Source organism: Bradyrhizobium cytisi, assembly GCF_008123515.1.
GTDB lineage: Bacteria > Pseudomonadota > Alphaproteobacteria > Rhizobiales > Xanthobacteraceae > Bradyrhizobium > Bradyrhizobium cytisi.
The window spans coordinates 19,437-39,829 of the sequence record NZ_VSSR01000065.1 but is presented as its reverse complement, the minus strand read 5'-3'; the positions used below and the strand labels follow the sequence as shown (position 1 = coordinate 39,829).

General features: G+C 64.4%; 16 protein-coding genes. 3 read left to right on the top strand and 13 right to left on the bottom strand.

What is annotated here, in order from left to right; genetic code table 11:
• Positions 1 to 94: 94 nt before the first annotated feature.
• Positions 95 to 1,624: a F0F1 ATP synthase subunit alpha gene (gene atpA / locus FXB38_RS32920; RefSeq protein WP_148755135.1), complete on the bottom strand. Its 1,530-nt coding sequence runs from the start codon at positions 1,622 to 1,624 to the stop codon at positions 95 to 97.
• Positions 1,624 to 2,184, bottom strand: coding sequence for a F0F1 ATP synthase subunit delta (locus FXB38_RS32915; protein ID WP_148755134.1), 561 nt, complete (start codon positions 2,182 to 2,184; stop codon positions 1,624 to 1,626). Before FXB38_RS32915 ends, atpA begins: the two co-directional genes overlap by 1 nt.
• Positions 2,185 to 2,843: 659 nt before the next feature.
• Between FXB38_RS32915 and FXB38_RS32910 the strand changes: the two genes are divergently transcribed.
• Positions 2,844 to 3,353: a septal ring lytic transglycosylase RlpA family protein gene (locus FXB38_RS32910; protein ID WP_148755133.1), complete on the top strand. Its 510-nt coding sequence runs from the start codon at positions 2,844 to 2,846 to the stop codon at positions 3,351 to 3,353.
• A gap of 237 nt (positions 3,354 to 3,590) precedes the next feature.
• On the opposite strand, the gene FXB38_RS32905 is transcribed toward FXB38_RS32910, so the two are convergent.
• Complete coding sequence (locus FXB38_RS32905; RefSeq protein ID WP_148755132.1) at positions 3,591 to 5,801, bottom strand: primosomal protein N'; 2,211 nt, start codon at positions 5,799 to 5,801, stop codon at positions 3,591 to 3,593.
• Between the two features lie 123 nt (positions 5,802 to 5,924).
• On the opposite strand from FXB38_RS32905, the gene FXB38_RS32900 reads away from it, so the two are divergent.
• Positions 5,925 to 6,890, top strand: a complete 966-nt coding sequence (locus FXB38_RS32900) for a tyrosine recombinase XerC (protein WP_148755131.1) — start codon at positions 5,925 to 5,927, stop codon at positions 6,888 to 6,890.
• A 103-nt stretch (positions 6,891 to 6,993) separates the two neighbouring features.
• Positions 6,994 to 7,587 (top strand): DUF4337 domain-containing protein, encoded by a 594-nt coding sequence (locus tag FXB38_RS32895; RefSeq protein ID WP_148755130.1) that lies wholly within the window; start codon positions 6,994 to 6,996, stop codon positions 7,585 to 7,587.
• A gap of 146 nt (positions 7,588 to 7,733) precedes the next feature.
• Here FXB38_RS32895 and FXB38_RS32890 read toward each other — a convergent pair whose 3' ends face one another.
• From FXB38_RS32890 to zapE, 10 genes are all read right to left on the bottom strand, one after another.
• Positions 7,734 to 8,264: a hypothetical protein gene (locus tag FXB38_RS32890; RefSeq protein WP_148755129.1), complete on the bottom strand. Its 531-nt coding sequence runs from the start codon at positions 8,262 to 8,264 to the stop codon at positions 7,734 to 7,736.
• A gap of 34 nt (positions 8,265 to 8,298) precedes the next feature.
• A complete protein-coding gene (gene lpdA / locus FXB38_RS32885) occupies positions 8,299 to 9,699 on the bottom strand; it encodes a dihydrolipoyl dehydrogenase (protein WP_148755128.1) in 1,401 nt (466 codons plus the stop codon).
• A gap of 38 nt (positions 9,700 to 9,737) precedes the next feature.
• A complete protein-coding gene (locus FXB38_RS32880; RefSeq protein ID WP_148755127.1) occupies positions 9,738 to 10,499 on the bottom strand; it encodes an SDR family oxidoreductase in 762 nt (253 codons plus the stop codon).
• Between the two features lie 55 nt (positions 10,500 to 10,554).
• Positions 10,555 to 11,793 carry a 2-oxoglutarate dehydrogenase complex dihydrolipoyllysine-residue succinyltransferase gene (gene odhB / locus FXB38_RS32875; protein WP_148755126.1) on the bottom strand — a complete coding sequence of 413 codons (1,239 nt, stop codon included), beginning with the start codon at positions 11,791 to 11,793 and terminating at the stop codon, positions 10,555 to 10,557.
• 199 nt (positions 11,794 to 11,992) lie between these two features.
• Complete coding sequence (locus FXB38_RS32870) at positions 11,993 to 14,962, bottom strand: 2-oxoglutarate dehydrogenase E1 component (protein WP_148755125.1); 2,970 nt, start codon at positions 14,960 to 14,962, stop codon at positions 11,993 to 11,995.
• Between the two features lie 137 nt (positions 14,963 to 15,099).
• On the bottom strand, positions 15,100 to 15,984 hold the full coding sequence (gene sucD, locus FXB38_RS32865) for a succinate--CoA ligase subunit alpha (RefSeq protein ID WP_148755124.1): 885 nt from the start codon (positions 15,982 to 15,984) through the stop codon (positions 15,100 to 15,102).
• Between the two features lie 34 nt (positions 15,985 to 16,018).
• Positions 16,019 to 16,498, bottom strand: a complete 480-nt coding sequence (locus FXB38_RS32860; RefSeq protein WP_148755123.1) for a DUF1579 family protein — start codon at positions 16,496 to 16,498, stop codon at positions 16,019 to 16,021.
• Positions 16,499 to 16,502: 4 nt separating this feature from the next.
• Positions 16,503 to 17,699, bottom strand: a complete 1,197-nt coding sequence (gene sucC, locus FXB38_RS32855) for an ADP-forming succinate--CoA ligase subunit beta (protein WP_148755122.1) — start codon at positions 17,697 to 17,699, stop codon at positions 16,503 to 16,505.
• A 214-nt stretch (positions 17,700 to 17,913) separates the two neighbouring features.
• The gene (gene mdh, locus FXB38_RS32850; protein ID WP_148755121.1) at positions 17,914 to 18,882 is read right to left on the bottom strand and encodes a malate dehydrogenase; all 969 of its coding nucleotides are present in this window, start codon (positions 18,880 to 18,882) and stop codon (positions 17,914 to 17,916) included.
• Positions 18,883 to 19,168: 286 nt separating this feature from the next.
• On the bottom strand, positions 19,169 to 20,356 hold the full coding sequence (gene zapE / locus FXB38_RS32845; protein WP_148755120.1) for a cell division protein ZapE: 1,188 nt from the start codon (positions 20,354 to 20,356) through the stop codon (positions 19,169 to 19,171).
• Between the last annotated feature and the right edge of the window lie 37 nt (positions 20,357 to 20,393).

Genomic DNA, 20,393 nt, shown 5'->3' with positions numbered 1-20,393 from the left:
TCCACGTCTCATCTTCCACACGGCTAGGCGTGGATGGCCGGGACATCAATTGCGAAGACGCGCTTCGCGCTTTAGCCCGGCCGTGACGGTGTTCTTATGCGAAAGACTTCGCGTAGCCCTCGACCACCGACTTCAGCTTGGCAGCGGTGTCGTCGGTGAGGTCGCGGGTGTCGCGGATCGAATTGAGGATCTCGGTGTTCTTGCCGCGCAGCAGCGACAGCAGACCGTCCTCGAACGCGCGCACCTTGTTGACCGGAAGCGGATCGAGATAGCCGTTGGTGCCGGCCCAGATCACGCAGACCTGCTCCTCCATCTTCAGCGGCGAGAACTGCGGCTGCTTCAGGAGTTCGGTCAGGCGCGAGCCACGATTGAGCAGGCGCTGGGTCGAGGCATCGAGGTCGGAGCCGAACTGCGCGAACGCCGCCATTTCGCGGTACTGCGCGAGCTCGCCCTTGATCTTGCCGGCGACCTTCTTGGTGGCCTTGGTCTGCGCCGAAGAACCGACGCGCGACACCGACAGACCGACGTTCACCGCGGGACGGATGCCCTGGAAGAACAGGTCGGTTTCCAGGAAGATCTGACCGTCGGTGATCGAGATGACGTTGGTCGGAATGTAGGCCGACACGTCGTTGGCCTGGGTTTCGATGACCGGCAATGCCGTCAGCGAGCCGGAGCCCTGGTCCTTGTTCAGCTTCGCCGCGCGCTCGAGCAGGCGGGAGTGCAGATAGAACACGTCGCCGGGATAAGCTTCGCGGCCCGGCGGGCGGCGCAGCAGCAGCGACATCTGGCGGTAAGCGACGGCCTGCTTGGACAGATCGTCATAGATGATGACGGCGTGCATGCCGTTGTCGCGGAAATACTCGCCCATGGTGCAGCCGGTGAACGGCGCGATGTACTGCATCGGCGCCGGATCCGACGCGGTGGCGGCGACGATGATCGAGTATTCGAGCGCGCCCTGCTCTTCCAGCACCTTCACGAACTGGGCAACGGTGGAACGCTTCTGACCGATCGCGACGTAGACGCAGTACAGCTTGATGTTCTCGTCGGGCTGCGCGTTGAGCGGCTTCTGGTTCAGGATGGTGTCGAGCGCGATCGCGGTCTTGCCGGTCTGACGGTCACCGATGATCAGCTCGCGCTGGCCGCGGCCGATCGGGATCAGGGCATCGATCGCCTTGAGGCCGGTCGCCATCGGCTCGTTCACCGACTTGCGGGGAATGATGCCCGGCGCCTTGACGTCGACGCGCATGCGCTTGTCGGCCTGGATCGGGCCCTTGCCGTCGATCGGATTGCCGAGGCCGTCGACAACGCGGCCGAGCAGGCCCTTGCCGACCGGCGCGTCCACGATGGCGCGGGTACGCTTGACGGTCTGGCCTTCCTTGATCTCGCGGTCGGCACCGAAAATAACGACGCCGACATTGTCGGTCTCGAGGTTCAGCGCCATGCCGCGGGTGCCGTTCTCGAACTCGACCATTTCACCGGCCTGGACGTTGTCCAGACCGTAGACGCGAGCGATACCGTCGCCGACGGACAGCACCTGTCCGACTTCGGAGACTTCAGCTTCCTGGCCGAAATTCTTGATCTGGTCCTTGAGGATCGCGGAAATTTCCGCGGCGCGGATGTCCATCAGCCTGCCTCTTTCATCGCGTGCTTGATCGAATTGAGTTTGGTGCGAAGCGAACTATCGATCATGCGGCTGCCAAGCTTCACGACGAGGCCACCGATGATCGAGGGATCGATCTTCACGTTGAGCGCGACGTCCTTGCCGGTCACCGACTTCAGGGCGACCTTGAGGGCGTCGAGATTCTTGTCCGAGAGCGCCTCCGCCACGGTGACATCCGCGGTCGCCTCGCCCTTGAACTTGGCGAGAAGGGCGCGATAGGCACGAATGACGTCAGCCACCACGAACAGGCGGCGATTGGCGGTCAGCACTTTCAGGAAATTGGCGGAGATGCCGGCGATGCCTGCCTTGTCCAGGACGGCCGAAAGGGCCCTGGACTGGGCATCGGCCGCGAACACAGGGCTGCGGACGAGGCGCTTGAGATCGGCGCTTTCATTCAGCAGACCCTCGAACCGCTCGAGATCGGCCTTGACCTCGTCGACCACCTTCTGGTCGCGGGCCAGTTCAAACAAGGCCGTTGCATAACGGCCCGACACACCTGAAACGGACGTATCTTCTGCAGCCACAGACGCGCTCTTTTAGCTGTCAAATTCGCAAGGGAAAAACCGTCGCCACGAAGCGGCGCCTAGCGATCCAAGCCCTTGGAATTCAAGCGGGACTTTGATTCTCGGCCGACACGGGACGTGCCGGGTCCGTTAAAATCGCGGCTTTGCTAACATAGCAGGCGCGCACGTGCAACATGACGGCAACTTAAAGGCCCGGCAGTGTCCCGCCAGTTCGTCGCACGCTGCGGTCATCGATCGCCGGCCCGCCAGCAACCTGCCGTGAACCTGCCATGCCACGGAATTGCCACGACCGTTACGTCGGCAAGTGGCCCATTCGTTCCTGCCCTCAGCGCATAGCGGCCATGAACACGGCTCGCTGAGGCGTGACCAGATCCGCGCCGCGCTCGTCCGTCGAATACTTATCGAATTCTAAATGTTGAAGCCGACGACTTCCATCTACAGTATTCTGAAGTAATACTTGGGTTAACAAATTGTTAAAGCGAAAGATTACGGAACATCCCCGGGAATATCCGTGCGGGTCACAAGATATTTCATCACGACACATAACAGAACTACTGCCCAATTCATGCCTCATTAGGAATCGAAACGCCAACCCGCTCACAAACTGATGGGGGCTCCACTGGCCACATATGTGGCAATACTAGCGTAGGGACCACTAAATGCTGTCTTTGAAGACGCTGGGCGCTCTGACCCGGCCGCCTACGGCGATCGCTTTCGCCGCCGCAACTCTCCTCGTCGGGGGAACTGCCACCGAAGCTTCCGCCAAATCCAGGCATCACCACAGCTACTCTCACCATCAACACCGCCACCACGCCCAGGACGATACCAACGCGACCTCCGATTGGCGCAACGCCAGTGCGTCGATGACGCCGTCGTCGGGCACGGGCCGCAGCTTCTCGGGCATGGCGTCCTTTTACGGCAACGAGTCCGGCAGCCGCACCGCCTCGGGCCAGCGCTTCAACCAGAACGCCATGACCGCAGCGCACCGTTCGCTGCCGTTCGGGACCAAGCTGCGCGTCACCCATGGCGGCTCGAGCGTCATCGTCACCATCAATGACCGTGGCCCGTTCGTGCGCGGCCGCGTGCTCGACCTCTCCACTGGCGCTGCCCGCGCCATCGGCCTCACCGGCGCCGGCGTCGGCCGCGTCACCGCGGAAGTCGTCTCCTAACGGCGTTCGACGCGCCTCATCTCGCACGCGCAGTTTTCATCATCGTCCGCATGGACATGAGCAGTTTGATGCGCGCGTGAGACAAGCCCGTGGTCTTGGGGGACCGCGGGCTTTTTTGTTGGCTCCGTCATTCCGGGGCGCGCGAAGCGCGAACCCGGAATCCATTTCACCGCGGGAAATGCCGCCCGATGGATTCCGGGCTCGCGACTTCGTCGCGCCCCGGAATGACAGTGGGGCCTACAAAAAGCTCTGCGGATCGACATCGACCTCGAGCTTTTGATTGCCCTTTGGCTTCGGGCATACCGCGAGCCAGTTCCGCAGATAATCGGAGAGATCAAAACCGCGCGCCGATTTCACCAGGATGCGGAAGCGGTAGCGGCCCTTGATCACGGCGAGCGGGGCTTCGGCCGGGCCCAGCACCACCACGCGCTCGTCGCGCGGCGCGAGCGCAACGAGCTTGCGGCCCAGGCCTTCTGCGCTCGGACGGTCGCCGGCCGAGATGATCAGGCTCGCGAGCCGGCCGAACGGCGGATAGAGCGTCTTCTCGCGCAGATCGATCTCGCTGTCGTAGAAGGCCTCGCGGTCGCAGGCGATCAGCGCCTTCATCACGGGGTGATCCGGCTGATGGGTCTGGAGATAGCCGACGCCGCGGCCCTGCTCACGCCCGGCACGGCCGATCACCTGGTTGAGCAATTGCCAGGTCCGCTCCGCCGCACGCGGATCGCCATTGGAAAGGCCGAGATCCGCATCGACCACGCCGACCAGGTTGAGCCGCGGAAAATTGTGGCCCTTGGCGACGAGCTGCGTGCCGATGATGATGTCGACGCGGCCCTCCGCGATCTCGGCAAGTTCGGAACGCATCGTCTCGATCGAGGTGATGAGATCGCTCGACAGCACGATGGTGCGCGCCTCCGGAAACAGCGCGGCCGCCTCCTCCTGCAGGCGCTCGACGCCGGGCCCGACCGCGACCAGCGATTCCTCCGCCGCGCAATGCGGGCAGGTCTGCGGACGCGGCATCGAGAAGCCGCAGTGATGACAAACGAGACGCTGGCGAAAGCGGTGATCGACCAGCCAGGCATCGCAGATGGTGCAGGCGAAGCGATGGCCGCAGGCGCGGCAGAGCGTTAGCGGCGCATAACCGCGGCGATTGAGGAACAGCAGCGCCTGCTCGCGCTTCTCGATCGCGGTTCTGATCTCGCCGGCCAGCCGCGGCGAGATGAAGCGGCCGCGCGCGGGCGGCTCGCGGCGCATGTCGATCGCCTCGATATGCGGCATGTGCTGGCCGCCGAAGCGCGACGGCAGCGCGATGCGTTGATAGCGGTTCTTGCGCGCATTGACCTCGGACTCGACCGACGGCGTGGCAGAGGCCAGCACGATCGGGATCTTGGCGATATGTGCGCGCACCACCGCCATGTCGCGGGCGTGATAATGCACGCCCTCGTCCTGCTTGTAGGCCTGGTCGTGCTCTTCATCGACGACGATGAGGCCGAGATTGGCGTAAGGCAGAAACAGCGCCGAGCGCGCGCCGACTACGACCGGCGCGGTCCCTTCCGAAATCGCGGCCCAATTGCGCGCGCGGGTGCGCGGCGTGAGCTCGGAGTGCCACTCGATCGGGCGCACGCCAAAACGTTGCGCGAAACGATCGAGAAACTGGCCGGTGAGCGCGATCTCCGGCATCAGGATCAGCGTCTGCTTGCCGCGGCGGATCGATTCCGCAACGGCTTCGAAGTAGACCTCGGTCTTGCCCGAGCCGGTGACGCCGTCGAGCAGTGCGACGTGGAAGGTGCCGTTGGCCGCGAGCGCGCGCATCGCATCCACGCCGGCCCGCTGCAGCGGCGAAAAATCCGGCCGGCCGAAATCCGGATCGGGCGCCGGCGGCGGAGGCGGGGGCGGCATCGGCTCGACCGTGAGCGTGCCCTCGTCGACGAGGCCGTCGATCACGCCGGCCGACACGCCGGCTTCCTTCGCGGCCTCGGATTTGGCGTGCAGCAGCCGGTCCGACAGCACCTCGATCACGCGCTGACGTGCCGGCGTCAGCCGCCGCGGGGGATCGCCAACCAGACGCACGCCGGCACGCACGCGCTCGGGCCCGAGATGCTCGCCCATCCGCAGGCACATGCGCAGCACCATGCCACGCGGGCTCAGCGTGTAATTGGCGACCCAGTCGACGACCGCGCGCAGATCACCCTTGAGCGGCGGAAGATCGAGCTTCTCGTTGACCTCCTTGAGGCGGTTGTGGAGGCGCGGATCGGGATTGGCGTTTTCCGCCCAGACCACGGCGAGCACCTCGCGAGGCCCGAGCGGCACGCCGACGAGATCGCCGGCCTTCAGCTCCATGCCGCGCGGCACCTTGTAGGAATAGGTCTGGTCGAGCGCGACCGGCACCAGCACGTCGACCATGCGGGTCGCGGGGGCGGGGGCGGTCTGGCTGCGCGACGAATGATCCATGAATGATTTTTGGACGGAGAATCGGAACCTGGGGGAGTTGAGGCTAGCGCCGTGGCGTCGCCTTAGCGAACAGTAAACGGGTGTGATGCGATATACTGTGCGGAATCATTACGTCCAGAGCGCATGAGCAAAGCGGCCGCCCCTCCAATCGAGCTCGCCAGCGCCGATCCTGACATCGCGCAGGAGATGGCACGCTGGCTGGCGCATCTCGGCGCCGAACGGCGGCTGTCGCCGAAGACGCTGGAGGCCTATGGCCGCGACTTGCGGCAATGCCTGGATTTCCTGTGCAGCCATTGGGGTGAACGCGTGACGCTGGCGCGGTTTGCGTCGCTGGAAGCCACCGATATCCGCGCCTTCATGGCGATGCGGCGCGCCGACGATATTGCCGGCCGTTCCCTGATGCGCGCGCTCGCGGGCCTGCGCTCCTTCGGCCGCTTCCTGGAGCGCGAAGGCAAGGGCAAGGTCGGAGCACTCTCCGCGATCCGCGCGCCGAAGGTCGCAAAAACCTTGCCAAAGCCGCTGCCGATGGCGTCGGCAAAGCGCCTGGCTGACGCCGACGAGCGCGCCGGCGAGGATCGCGAGACCTGGATTCTGGTGCGCGACGCGGCCGTGATGGCACTGCTGTATGGCTCGGGCCTGCGCATCTCCGAAGCGCTCGGCCTGAAGCGTCGCGAGGTGCCGAAGGCCGGCGAAGGCGACGTGCTGATCGTGACAGGCAAAGGCAACAAGACCCGCATGGTGCCGGTGCTGCAAAACGTGCTCGCGCTGGTGCAGGAATATGTTGCGATGTGCCCGTATGCGCTGCCACAGGACGGGCCGATCTTCGTCGGCGCCCGCGGCGGTCCGCTGAGCCCGCGGATCATCCAGCTCGCGATGGAGCGGCTGCGCGGCGCGCTTGGACTACCCGACAGCGCTACGCCGCACGCGCTGCGGCACTCATTCGCTACGCATCTGCTCTCGCGCGGCGGCGATCTGCGCGCGATCCAGGAATTGCTCGGCCATTCCTCGCTCTCGACCACGCAAATCTACACCGGCATCGATTCCGAGCGGCTGCTGGAAGTCTATGCGAGCGCGCATCCAAGGCGCTAACACCTGACATGAAGCTGTCATAGCAGGCTCTGTTGGCGAGCATGCCTCTTGCGCAGGCCGCGCGGTTCGGTCAATCGTTGCGGAACCGAGGCAGGAGGGATTTATGAGCGCACACGAAAGCATGGAGCACGCCGAGCATGCCGAGCACGCATCCGGCGAGAACAAGAAGATCGCCCTGCTGATCGCGGTCCTGGCGCTGTTCCTGGCGATCTCCGAGACGCTCGGCAAGGGCGCCCAGACCGAGTCGATCAGCAAGAACGTCGAGGCCTCCAATCTCTGGGCGTTCTTCCAGGCCAAGAGCATCCGCCGCACCGTGGTCCAGACCGCCGCCGACCAGGGCAAGCTGACGCTGGGCGCCGCCACCGACGACGCCATGAAGGCCGCGGTGCAGAAGCAGATCGACGACTGGCAGAAGACCGCGGCGCGCTACCGCTCCGAGCCCGAGACCGGCGAAGGCACCGAGCAGCTCGCCGAGAAGGCCAAGGAAGCCGAGCACGTGCGCGACGAGGCGACCGCGAAGTACCATCACTTCGAGCTGGCGTCAGCCGCATTCCAGATCGGCATCGTGCTGGCGTCGGCCACCATCATCACCGGCATGCTGCCGCTCGCCTGGATCGCCGGCCTGCTGACGCTCGCCGGACTTGGCATGACCGTGCTCGGCGCATGGTCGCCGCATTTGTTGCATCTGCACGGGTGAGGGGCGCTGCCACGCACACCGCTGTCATGCCCCGGCTTGGCCGGGGCATCCAGTACGCCGCAGCTCCTCGGTTCTAATCTCGCTGTCTCTGGAATACTGGATTGCCCGGTCAAGTGGGCAATGACCGTGAGTGTGGGGCGAACCGCTCACCGCGCTTCGTGCACGCTCTTCCGAAAGCGCTGGATCAGACGGAGCGTGCGCGAGGACCAGCCTTCGCCGTTGCCCTTGATCAGCTCGCGGATGCGCCGCTTGACCGGATCGACGATCTCGGCGGCCTTGGCGCGCAGCTTCAGCACCAGCTCATAGAGCCGCTCGAACCAGTGCATCTCCAGAAGCTTGTCGCGCGTGACGTCGAACACGAAGGCGGTGACGCCGACGCCGAGCATCTTGGCAAACAGGATCGTGAAGAGCGCGCTGGTCCAGTATTCATGCGTGAGCAGCCACAGGCCGACCAGCTTGAGCGGAAACAGCGGGATGATCGGGACGACAAACACGATCAACGTCATCGCCGGGGAGAGCGCGTCGACGCGCTCCGAAAGCCAGTCCTTGAACCGGGCGAGCGGGATCAGCGCGACAACCCGCGCAACGATCGGCTCGCAATGGTCCCACAGCCAGGCTTCGATCAAAAAGATGATCGCCAGCAGGATCCAGACCGGTTGAAGAAGGCGGCGCAGCATGTGTTTCCCGCCCGATTCGGCTCTGGAACCGAACCTACATATGGATGGCCCGCTTGCCGACTGCAAGCGCGGCTTCCTTGATGGCTTCCGAGCGGGTCGGATGCGCATGGCAGGTACGCGCGAGATCCTCCGCACTGCCGCCGAATTCCATGAGAACGCAGGCTTCATGGATCATTTCGCCGGCCTCGATGCCGATGATGTGCACGCCGAGCACGCGATCGGTCTTCGCATCCGCGAGGATCTTCACAAAACCGTCAGTGGTCTGATTGACCTTGGAGCGGCCGTTGGCGGTAAAGGGAAACTTCCCGACCGTATAAGCCACGCCGGCCTGCTTCAGCTCTTCCTCGGTCTTGCCGACGCAGGACACTTCCGGGGTGGTATACACGACGCCTGGAATAACGTCGTAGTTCACGTGACCGGCCTGGCCCGCAATGATCTCCGCAACCGCCACGCCTTCATCCTCGGCCTTATGTGCGAGCATCGGGCCGGCGACGACGTCGCCAATGGCATAGACGCCCTTCAGGCTGGTGGCGAAATGCGGATCGATCTGCACGCGACCACGGGGATCGAGCGCGACGCCGGCTTCCTTCAGGCCGAGCCCGTCGGTGTAGGGCACGCGGCCGATGCAGACGAGCACGACGTCGGCTTCGAGCGTCTCGGCGGCGCCGCCGGCCGCCGGCTCGATGGTCGCCTTCAGCGTCTTGCCTGAGGTGTCGACGGCGGTGACCTTGGCGCCGAGCTTGAATGCAAAGCCCTGCTTCTCGAGGATGCGCTGGAATTGCTTGGCGATCTCGCCGTCCATGCCGGGCAGGATGCGGTCCAGGAATTCAACGACAACGACCTCGGCACCGAGCCGCTTCCAGACCGAGCCGAGCTCGAGCCCGATCACGCCGGCGCCGACGATGAGAAGCTTGCCCGGGACCTTGTCCAGCGACAACGCGCCAGTCGACGACACGATACGCTTCTCGTCGATCTCGATGCCCTTGAGGCGCGCGATGTCCGAACCGGTGGCAATCACGATGTTCCTGGTCTCGATCACCTGCGACTTGCCGTCGGCGGAGACTTCGACCTTGCCGGTGCCCAGAATCTTGCCGGTTCCTTTGAGCACGTCGACCTTGTTCTTCTTCATCAGGAACTCGACGCCCTTGACGTTGCCGTCGATGCCCTGCTGCTTGAAGTTCATCATCGCCGGCAGCTCGAGCTTCGGCGTGGAGACGGACACGCCCATCTTGGCAAAGGAGTGCCCGGCTTCCTCGAACATCTCGGAGGCGTGCAGCAGCGCCTTCGACGGCATGCAGCCGACATTGAGGCAGGTGCCGCCGAGCGTTGCGTCCTTTTCGACCACGGCGACCTTCATGCCGAGCTGGCTGGCGCGCACCGCGCAGACATAACCGCCCGGTCCGGTGCCGATGACGACGAGATCGTAGGTAGCCATGAGAGAAAGTCCCGTAAGTTTAGCGTGATGAGGATGTGTCAGCGTCCGCCGGACACATCGAGAATGGCTGAGGTGACGTAGGAGGCATCGTCCGACATCAGCCAGACAATGGCATTGGCGATTTCATCAGCGGTGCCGACGCGCTTCATCGGAACCAGATGGGCCAGGCGGTGGTGCCGGTCCGGCTCGCCGCCGGAGGCGTGGATTTCGGTGTCGATCAGGCCGGGGCGAATACCGGCGACGCGGATGCCTTCGCTGGCGACCTCATAGCCGAGACCGATGGTGAAGGAATCGATCGCACCCTTGGACGCGGCATAGTCGACATAGGTGTTGGGCGCACCGAGCTTGGCAGCAACCGATGACAGATTGACGATGACGCCGCCCTTGCCACCATGCCTGGTCGACATCCGCTTCACCGCTTCGCGCGCACAGAGGATGGAGCCGGTAACGTTGACCGCCATGACGCGCTGGATGCGCTCGGCCGACATCTCGTCGACGCGCACGCCGCTCTTGCCGACGATGCCGCCATTGTTGACAAGTGCGGCAAGCGTGCCGAACTGGTCGGCTTGCTTGAACAGGTCGACGATATCGCTTTCCTCGCCGACATCGCATTTCACCGCGATGGCCTTGCCGTTGCCGGCCATGATCGCGGCGACGACCTCGTCGGCGGCCTTCCTGTTGCTGGCATAGCCGACCACGACGCGGTAGCCGCGCGCGGCCGCCGCAAGCGCGGTCGCCCGCCCGATGCCGCGGCTGCCGCCGGTGATGACAACGATTTTATCGGTCACGCGCGCCTCCATGGTTCGACACACGCCGTCGCGCAAAGGGGCGACGGCGCTGGCAGAGCATCGGGGATCAGAGGTCCAGCACCAGGCGCGCCGGATCTTCCAGGCTCTCCTTGACGCGAACCAGGAAGGTCACGGCTTCCTTGCCGTCGATGACGCGGTGATCGTAGGACAGCGCCAGATACATCATCGGGCGGACCTCGACCTTGCCGCCGACGACCATCGGCCGCTCCTGGATCTTGTGCATGCCGAGAATGCCGGACTGCGGCGCGTTCAGGATCGGGGTCGACATCAGCGAGCCGTAGATTCCGCCATTGGTGATGGTGAAGGTGCCGCCCTGCATCTCGTCGATCTTGAGCTGGCCGTCACGGGCGCGGCGACCGAAATCGGCGATGGCCTTCTCGATGTCGGCAATCGACTTGTTGTCGCAATCGCGCACGACCGGCACGACGAGACCCTTGTCGGTGCCGACGGCGACGCCGATGTGGTAGTAGTTCTTGTAGATCAGGTCGGTGCCGTCGATCTCGGCGTTGACGGCCGGGATGTCCTTCAGCGCCTGCACGACGGCCTTGGTGAAGAAGCCCATGAAGCCGAGCTTCGAGCCGTGCTTCTTCTCGAACGCATCCTTGTAGTGGGCCCGCAGCGCCATGACGTTGGTCATGTCGACCTCGTTGAAGGTCGTCAGCATGGCCGCGGTGTTCTGCACGTCCTTGAGGCGGCGCGCGATGGTCTGGCGCAGGCGGGTCATCTTGACGCGCTCTTCGCGGGCGGCGTCGTCGGCCGGCGAGGCGCTGCGCACCTGCACGGCGGCGGCGGGCTGGTTGACCGGGGTCGGCGCAGACGCCGCACGCTCGATCGCGGCGAGCATGTCGCCCTTGGTGACGCGGCCATCCTTGCCCGAGCCCGGAACGGTCGAAGCATCGACGCCGGTCTCGGCGGAGAGTTTTCGCACGGACGGGGCGAGCGGCGCATCGGCCGGCGGCGCCTTCGCAGCCGGAGCGGGAGCCGCAGCAGCAGGCGCCGGAGCAGCGGCGGCGGCCTTGGCGGGAGCAGCAGCCGGCTTTGCACCGGCGGCACCTTCGGTGATCTGGCCGAGCAGCGCGCCGACCGCAACGGTCGTACCGTCAGCGGCGATGATCTCGCTCAGCGTGCCGGCGGAGGGCGCCGGGACCTCGATGGTGACCTTGTCGGTCTCGAGCTCCACCAAGGGCTCGTCGACGGCGACGGGATCGCCGGCCTTCTTGAACCAGCGGCCGATGGTGGCCTCGGTGACGGATTCGCCGAGCGTCGGCACACGAATTTCAGTCATGGTCTTTTCCTTAAGGGATCGCCAATGCGGTCGTGAATTTCATACGTCATTGCCCGCCTTGTGCGCGCTTGCGCACGGGGGCGGGCAATGACGTACGCCGAGACTTTCGTGATTAAAACGAGCGCCGCGGCATACTGGATGCCCCGCCCTTGTGCGCGATTGCGCACTGGGCGGGGCATGACGACGTCTTGAAAACTTCTTAGCTCAATGCTTCGTCCAGGAACGCCTTCAACTGCGCCTGATGCTTGGACATCAGACCAGTGGCGGTCGCGGCGGAAGCGGCGCGGCCGACATACCGCGGACGCCGGCTCACGCCGTTCACCTGGTTCAGCACCCATTCCAGATAGGGCTCGATGAAGTGCCACGCGCCCATATTGCGCGGCTCTTCCTGGCACCAGATCACTTCGGCCTTCTTGAAGCGGGACAGCTCCGCCACCAGCGCCTTCAGCGGCACCGGATAGAGCTGCTCGACGCGCATCAGGTAGATGTCGTCGATGCCGCGCTTCTCGCGCTCCTCGTAGAGGTCGTAATAGACCTTGCCCGAGCACAGCACGATCCGGCGGATCTTGTCGTCCGGAACGAGCTTGTTGGCCTCGCTCGGCTGCATCTGGGCGTCATCATAAAGGATGCGGTGGAACGTCGTTCCCTTCGCGAGCTCCTCCAGACGCGACACCGCGCGCTTGTGGCGCAGCAGCGACTTTGGCGTCATCACGATCAGCGGCTTGCGGATCTCGCGATGAAGCTGGCGACGCAGCACGTGGAAGTAGTTCGCGGGCGTGGTCGGATAGACTACCTGCATGTTGTCTTCCGCGCACATCTGCAGATAACGCTCCAGACGCGCCGAGGAGTGCTCCGGTCCCTGGCCCTCATAGCCGTGCGGCAACAGGCAGACGAGACCGGACATGCGCAGCCATTTGCGTTCGCCCGAGGAGATGAACTGGTCGAACACGACCTGCGCACCGTTGGCGAAATCGCCGAACTGGGCTTCCCACAGGGTCAGCGTGTTCGGCTCGGCCAGTGAATAACCGTATTCGAAGCCGAGCACGGCTTCTTCCGACAGCAGCGAGTTGATGACCTCGTAATGGCCCTGCTCGTGGCCGAGATGGTTGTACGGCGTGTAACGGCTCTCGTCCTCCTGGTCGATCAGGACCGAGTGGCGCTGCGAGAAAGTGCCGCGCTCCGAATCCTGGCCTGACAGGCGCACGTGGTGATTCTCGTTGAGCAGCGTGCAGAACGCCAACGCCTCGCCGGTTGCCCAGTCGATGCCGGCGCCGGTGTCGATCGCCTTCGAGCGGTTCTCGAGAAACCGCTGGATGGTGCGGTGAACGCGGAAACCGTCCGGCACCTTGGTGATCTTGCGGCCGATATCCTTCAGCGCGGTGACGTCGACGCCGGTGACGCCGCGCCGCGCATCCTCTTCCTGGTCCGCGATCTTGAACCCGGCCCACTTGCCGTCGAGCCAGTCGGCCTTGTTCGGCTTGTAGGAGGTGCCGGCCTCGAACTCTGCATCGAGCCGCGCGCGCCAGTCGGCCTTGGCCTTGTCGACCTCGCCCTCGGTCATCACGCCTTCGCCGATCAGGCGGCGGGCGTAGAGCTCCAGCGTCGTCGGATGAGCCGCGATCTTCTTGTACATCACCGGCTGGGTGAACGCCGGCTCGTCGCCTTCGTTGTGGCCATGCCTACGGTAGCAGAACATGTCGATGACGACGGGCTTGTGGAATTTCTGCCGGAACTCGGTCGCGACCTTGGCCGCGAACACTACGGCTTCCGGATCGTCGCCGTTCACGTGGAAGATCGGCGCGTCGATCATCTTCGCCACGTCCGACGGGTAAGGCGAGGAGCGCGAATAGCGCGGATAGGTGGTGAAGCCGATCTGGTTGTTGACGATGAAGTGCACGGAACCGCCGGTGCGGTAGCCCTTCAGGTCCGACAGACCAAAACATTCCGCGACCACGCCCTGGCCGGCGAACGCGGCGTCGCCATGCATGAGCAGCGGCATCACCGAGATGCGCTGGTCCGGCGGATCGCCGTGCTGGTCCTGCTTGGCGCGAACTTTTCCGAGCACGACGGGATCGACGATCTCGAGATGCGAGGGGTTCGCGGTCAGCGACAGATGGATGCGGTTGCCGTCGAACTCGCGGTCCGAGGACGCGCCGAGGTGGTACTTGACGTCGCCCGAGCCTTCGACCGCGTCGGGATTGGCCGAGCCGCCCTTGAATTCATGGAACAGCGCGCGATGGGCCTTGCCCATCACCTGCGTCAGCACGTTGAGGCGGCCGCGATGCGGCATGCCGACCACGACTTCCTTCACGCCGAGATTGCCGCCGCGCTTGATGATCTGCTCGAGCGCGGGGATCAGCGATTCAGCGCCGTCGAGGCCGAAGCGCTTGGTGCCGGTGAACTTGGTATCGCAGAATTTCTCGAAGCCTTCGGCTTCGACCAGCTTCATCAGGATGGCGCGACGGCCTTCGCGGGTGAAGGAGATTTCCTTGTCCGGTCCCTCGATGCGCTCCTGGATCCAGGCCTTCTGCGCGGCATTGCTGATGTGCATGAACTCGACGCCGAGCGTCTGGCAGTAGGTGCGCTCGCAGATCGCGGTGATCTCACGCAAGTTGGCGTATTCGAGACCGAGCACGTGATCGAGGAAGATCTTGCGGTCGAAATCGGCCTCGCTGAAGCCGTAGGTGCGGGGATCGAGCTCTTCGCGGTTGCGCGGAGCTTCGATGCCGAGCGGATCGAGCTTGGCGTGGAAGTGGCCGCGCATGCGGTAGGAGCGGATCAGCATCAACGCACGGACGGAGTCGCGCGTGGCCTGGAGCACATCTGCGGAAGAGACATCCGCGCCCTTGTCAGCCCCCTTGGCTTGCGCCTTGGCGGCGATCTTGGTGCCGATCGCCTTCTCGACCTCGGCCCAGTTGCCGTCGAGCGCGGAGGTCAGGTCGTCCTTCGGGGTCAGCGGCCAGTTGGCGCGTTCCCAGGACGGGCCTTCGGCGTTCTTGCGGACGACAGCGGGCTGGTCGTTGAGGCTCTTGAAGAACTCCTGCCACTCGGCGTCGACCGAGGACGGGTCCTTCTCGTAGCGGGCGTAGGTTTCGTCGATGTAGGTGGCGTTGGTGCCCTGCAAAAAGGATGAGAGGGCAAAGGCTGCGTTCGCGTCTTGGCGAGACATACTTGAGTTCCTGGCGATTTCGGTTCGCGCATAACAAACGGCGCTCACGCTGAGCTCCCCGGCAGGGGCTCAGCGCGACAGGCACCATTTATCCTATTTGCTGCGAAACTTCGCCCGGAAAAGCACGAAGGAGTGAATTAGCCTTTCAACTTTTCGGCAAGCGTGTGGCCAAGACGCGCGGGAGACGGCGACACTGTAATCCCTGCGGATTTCATCGCGTCGGTCTTGGAGCCGGCATCGCCCTTGCCACCGGAGATGATCGCGCCGGCATGGCCCATGCGGCGACCGGGAGGTGCGGTCACGCCGGCGATGAAACCGACCATCGGCTTCTTGCGGCCGCGCTTGGCCTCGTCCTTAAGGAACTGGGCGGCGTCTTCCTCGGCGGAGCCGCCGATCTCGCCGATCATGATGATCGATTCGGTCTTGGGGTCGGCCAGCAGCATTTCCAGGACGTCGATGAACTCGGTGCCCTTGACCGGGTCGCCGCCAATGCCGACCGCAGTGGTCTGGCCGAGGCCTTCCTGGGAGGTCTGGAACACGGCTTCATAGGTCAGCGTACCCGAGCGGGAGACGATGCCGACCGAGCCGGTCTTGAAGATGTTGGCCGGCATGATGCCGATCTTGCATTCGCCGGCGGTCATGACGCCCGGGCAGTTCGGCCCGATCAGGCGCGACTTGGAGCCGGCCAGCGAGCGCTTCACCCGGACCATGTCAATGACCGGGATGCCCTCGGTGATGCAGACGATCAGCGGGATCTCGGCGTCGATGGCTTCGCAGATCGCGTCCGCGGCACCCGGCGGCGGCACGTAGATCACCGATGCATCCGCGCCGGTCTTCTCGCGCGCCTCGCGCACGGTGTCGAACACCGGCAGGCCCAGATGGGTCGCGCCGCCTTTGCCCGGAGAGGTGCCGCCGACCATCTTGGTGCCATAGGCAATCGCGGCCTCCGAGTGGAAGGTACCGTTCTTGCCGGTAAAGCCCTGGCAGATGACCTTGGTGTTCTTGTCGATCAGGATGGACATGAGGTCTGCTTTCGCGAAACTAACGAGTGAGAGGTCAGTGGATGCGGCGGTAGACGCCGGTGAGCACGTCAGCCCAGCCTTCCGCGTCCGGCGAGAACTGGATCTTCAACGAGTAGGAATTGTCGTCGATGATCTCGTAGACGTGGCGCGCATTGCCGCGGAGCGAGCCGCGCACCAGCGTCAGGGTCTTACCGACCCACCCGCCGGAGGCGGGCGAGGGCGGCGTGTAGCCGAGTGAATCGTACCAGAACAGCTTGTAGGTCCGGTCGTCGCGGTCCCAGGTGAAGAGGCCGTGAGTGGCGAAGCTCTGCTTGCCCTCACGCATCTGCACCGAGTCCTGGATCAGATAGAAGCCATTGAGATCCATGCGCGCCACGATGCGCGAGGTCGCCGGCCCGCCTTCCATCCAGCGCGACGGAAAGACCACCTCTTCGCCGTTCCATTCACCGGCGAACGCGGCGAGACGCGCATGCTCTGCAAGTGGGGCTGATGCGGAGAGATGGTCCTGGGTCATGGCCTTAGCCTCCCTTGACGGCCTTCACGATCTTCTGCGCGGCGTCGTCGAGATTGTCGGCCGGCACCACGTTCAGGCCGGATTCACGGATGATCTTCTTGCCGAGCTCGACATTGGTGCCTTCGAGGCGAACCACAAGCGGCACGCTGAGGCCGACCTCGCGCACGGCGGCGGTGACGCCCTCGGCGATCACGTCGCACTTCATGATACCACCGAAGATGTTGACCAGGATGCCCTTCACGTTGGGATCCGCGGTGATGATCTTGAACGCGGCCGCCACCTTCTCCTTGCTGGCGCTGCCGCCGACGTCGAGGAAGTTCGCCGGCGCCATGCCGTAGAGCTTGATGATGTCCATCGTCGCCATGGCGAGACCGGCGCCGTTGACCATGCAGCCGATATTGCCGTCGAGGGTGACGTAGTTGAGGTCGTACTTGGACGCCTCGATTTCCTTGGCGTCTTCCTCGGTCTCGTCGCGCAGCGCGAGCACATCGGGATGACGGAACAGCGAATTGTCGTCGAACGACACCTTGGCGTCGAGCACGCGGAGCTGGCCCTGCTTGGTCACGACGAGCGGGTTGATCTCCAGCATCGACATGTCCTTGGCGACGAAGGCCGCATAGAGCTGCGCGGTGAGCTTCTCGGCCTGCTTGGCGAGATCACCGGAAAGCTTCAGCGCGTTGGCAACGGTGCGGCCGTGATGGCCCATGATGCCGGTCGCGGGATCGACCGAGAAGGTCACGATCTTCTCAGGGCTATTGTGCGCGACGTCCTCGATGTTGACGCCGCCCTCGGTCGAGACCACGAACGAGACGCGCGAGGTCTCGCGGTCGACCAGGATCGAGAGATAGAATTCCTTCTCGATGTCGGAGCCGTCCTCGATGTAGAGGCGGTTGACCTGCTTGCCGGCGGCGCCGGTCTGGATCGTGACGAGGGTGGCGCCGAGCATCTGCTTGGCGAATTCGGTGACCTCGGCGGCCGACTTGGCGATGCGGACGCCGCCCTTGTCGCCGGCCGAGGCTTCCTTGAACTTGCCCTTGCCGCGGCCGCCGGCATGGATCTGGCTCTTCACCACCCAGACCGGGCCCGGAAGGGCCTTGGCGGCGGCTTCCGCGTCAGCGGCCTTCAGGACCGGAACGCCCTTCGAGATCGCTACGCCGAACTCGCTCAGCAGCGCTTTGGCCTGATATTCATGGATATTCATATGGTCGCTCCCTGAACCCGCGGGCGGAGACCCCTAGGGGCCCACCTCAGTCTTGTGGCTGGCATACCATATACCACAGGAACTGCAACCCGGATTCTATGACATCGAAATCGCGGAACCGGAACCCGCCAGCCTTCACCAAGAGTTGCAGCCGGGGTCCGGAAATGAAACCGCCGAAGACCGGGTTTCGATCTTCGGCGGGATTGGTTGGCCCTTAGCGGCCGAGAAGATCGGGTGCGATCTTCTTGCAGGCATCGACGAGGCCCTGCACCGCGCCGACCGACTTGTCGAAGGCCTCGCGGTCCTTGCCCGCAAGCTCGATCTCGACCACGCGCTCGACGCCCTTGGCGCCGATCACGACGGGGACGCCGACATACATGTCCTTCACGCCGTATTCGCCGTTCAGGTACGCCGCCGAGGCCAGCACGCGCTTCTTGTCGCGCAGATAGCTCTCGGCCATCGCGATTGCGGAGGCCGCCGGCGCGTAGAAGGCCGAGCCGGTCTTGAGCAGGTTGACGATCTCGGCGCCGCCGTTGCGGGTGCGGTCGACGATCTCGTCGAGGCGCGCCTGCGAGGTCCAGCCCATCTTGACGAGGTCGGGCAGCGGGATGCCGGCAACGGTCGAGTACTTCACCAGCGGCACCATGGTGTCGCCATGGCCGCCGAGCACGAAGGCGGTGACGTCTTCAACGGAGACGTTGAACTCGTCGGCCAGGAAGTAGCGGAAGCGCGACGAGTCGAGCACGCCGGCCATGCCGACGACCTTCTTGTGCGGCAGGCCGGAGGCCTTCTGCAGCGCCCAGACCATCGCGTCGAGCGGGTTGGTGATGCAGATGACGAACGCGTCGGGGGCGTACTTCTTGATGCCGGCACCGACCTGCTCCATGACCTTGAGGTTGATGGAGAGGAGGTCGTCGCGGCTCATGCCGGGCTTGCGTGGCACGCCGGCAGTGACGATGCAGACCTTGGCGTTGTCGAGCGCTTCGTAGGAGTTGGCGCCGGTGTAGTGCGCGTCAAAACCGTCGACCGGCGAGGACTGCGCGATATCCAGCGCCTTGCCCTGTGGCACGCCCTCGGCGATGTCGAACATCACGACGTCGCCCAGTTCTTTCAGGCCGATGAGGTGAGCCAGCGTTCCGCCGATCTGGCCGGAGCCAATCAAAGCAATCTTGTCGCGCGCCATGTGAACCTGTCCTTTAGACACGTGAGGAGGAAAAACTGAATGGGTGGTTATCCCTTTCGCTTCCGCCGTTCAAGTCGCCGGATGCTCAATTGTCGGGCTTGCCGAGATTGCAGCCAGCATACCCCGTCCGTCATTCCGGGATGCGCCGACAGGCGCAGGCCCGGAATCCATTGGGCGGCAGAGTTGGTGGCACGATGGATTCTCGGGTGCGCGATTGCGCACCATAGCTCGCGACTTCGTCGCACCCCGGAATGACACCGGCTGGAGGCGGCGGCGAGGATAGGACTTAAGTCTCCACCAGGCCCTTGGTCGAGCCGCTGGCGGCGGAATCCTTGCGGCCGTGAGGCAGCGCCAGATAGGATTCCGAGCTCATCTCGATCAGGCGCGACGCGGTCCGCTTGAACTCGTTGGCCTCATTGCCCTCATCGGCGAGGTAGAGCGAGATCGGGTTGGCATCGGCCGAGGCCATCAGCTTCACGGCATTGTCATAGAGCGTGTCGATCAGCGTGATGAAGCGCTTGGCCGCGTTGCGCTGGGAAAAGTCCATCACTGGAATATGGTCGACCAGGATGGTGTGATAGTCGTGCGCCAGTCTGAGGTAGTCGGATGCGCCCAGCGGCTTCTCGCAGAGATCGGCGAAGGCAAAGCGCGCCACGCCATGGGCCGAGCACGGCACGTGCAGGATGCGGCCCTTGATCGAAATGTCGCGCGACTTGCATTTGGCGTTGCCGGTCATCTTCGACCAGGCGCGGTCGAGCGCGGCGTCGGCGTCGCCGTCCGCCGGCGTCAGCCACATCGGCACGCCCTGAAGTTTCTCGAGCCGGAAATCGGTGCGCGCGTCGAGCCGCCGCACGTCCATGTGGTCGGTGATCTGCTTGATGAAGGGCAGGAACAGCGCGCGGTTCAGGCCGCCCTTGTAGAGATCGTCGGGCGCGACGTTGGAGGTCGCGACCACGACGGTGCCGAGCTCGAACAGCTTTGCGAACAGGCGGCCGAGGATCATCGCGTCCGCAATGTCGGTGACGTGGAACTCGTCGAAGCAGAGCAGCCAGCTCTCCTCGAAGATCGCATGCGCGGTCAGCGCGATGACGTCGCCGTCGGCGGTCTCGCCACGCGCGATGCTCTGGCGATAGTCGTAGATGCGCTCATGCACGTCCGCCATGAATTCGTGGAAATGCGCGCGCCGCTTGTGCTCGACGGTCGAGTGCTGGAAGAACAGATCCATCAGCATGGTCTTGCCGCGGCCGACCTCGCCATGGACGTAGAGCCCGCGCGGCGCCTCGTCCTTGTCGCCGCCGTTGAACAGGCGGGCGAGCAGCCCCTGCTTGCGCGGCGGCTTGTAGCTCGCGAGCCTGAGGTCGAGCGCCGCATAGGCCTCGGCCACCTCGGCCTGTGCAGCGTCGGGCTCGATCGCGCCGGAGGCAATCTGGGTTTGATAGACTTCGCTGAAGGAGGAACTGGGCGTGGAGAGCATCGCTCTTTACCGCCAGAGACCGGCGGAAATTGCAACT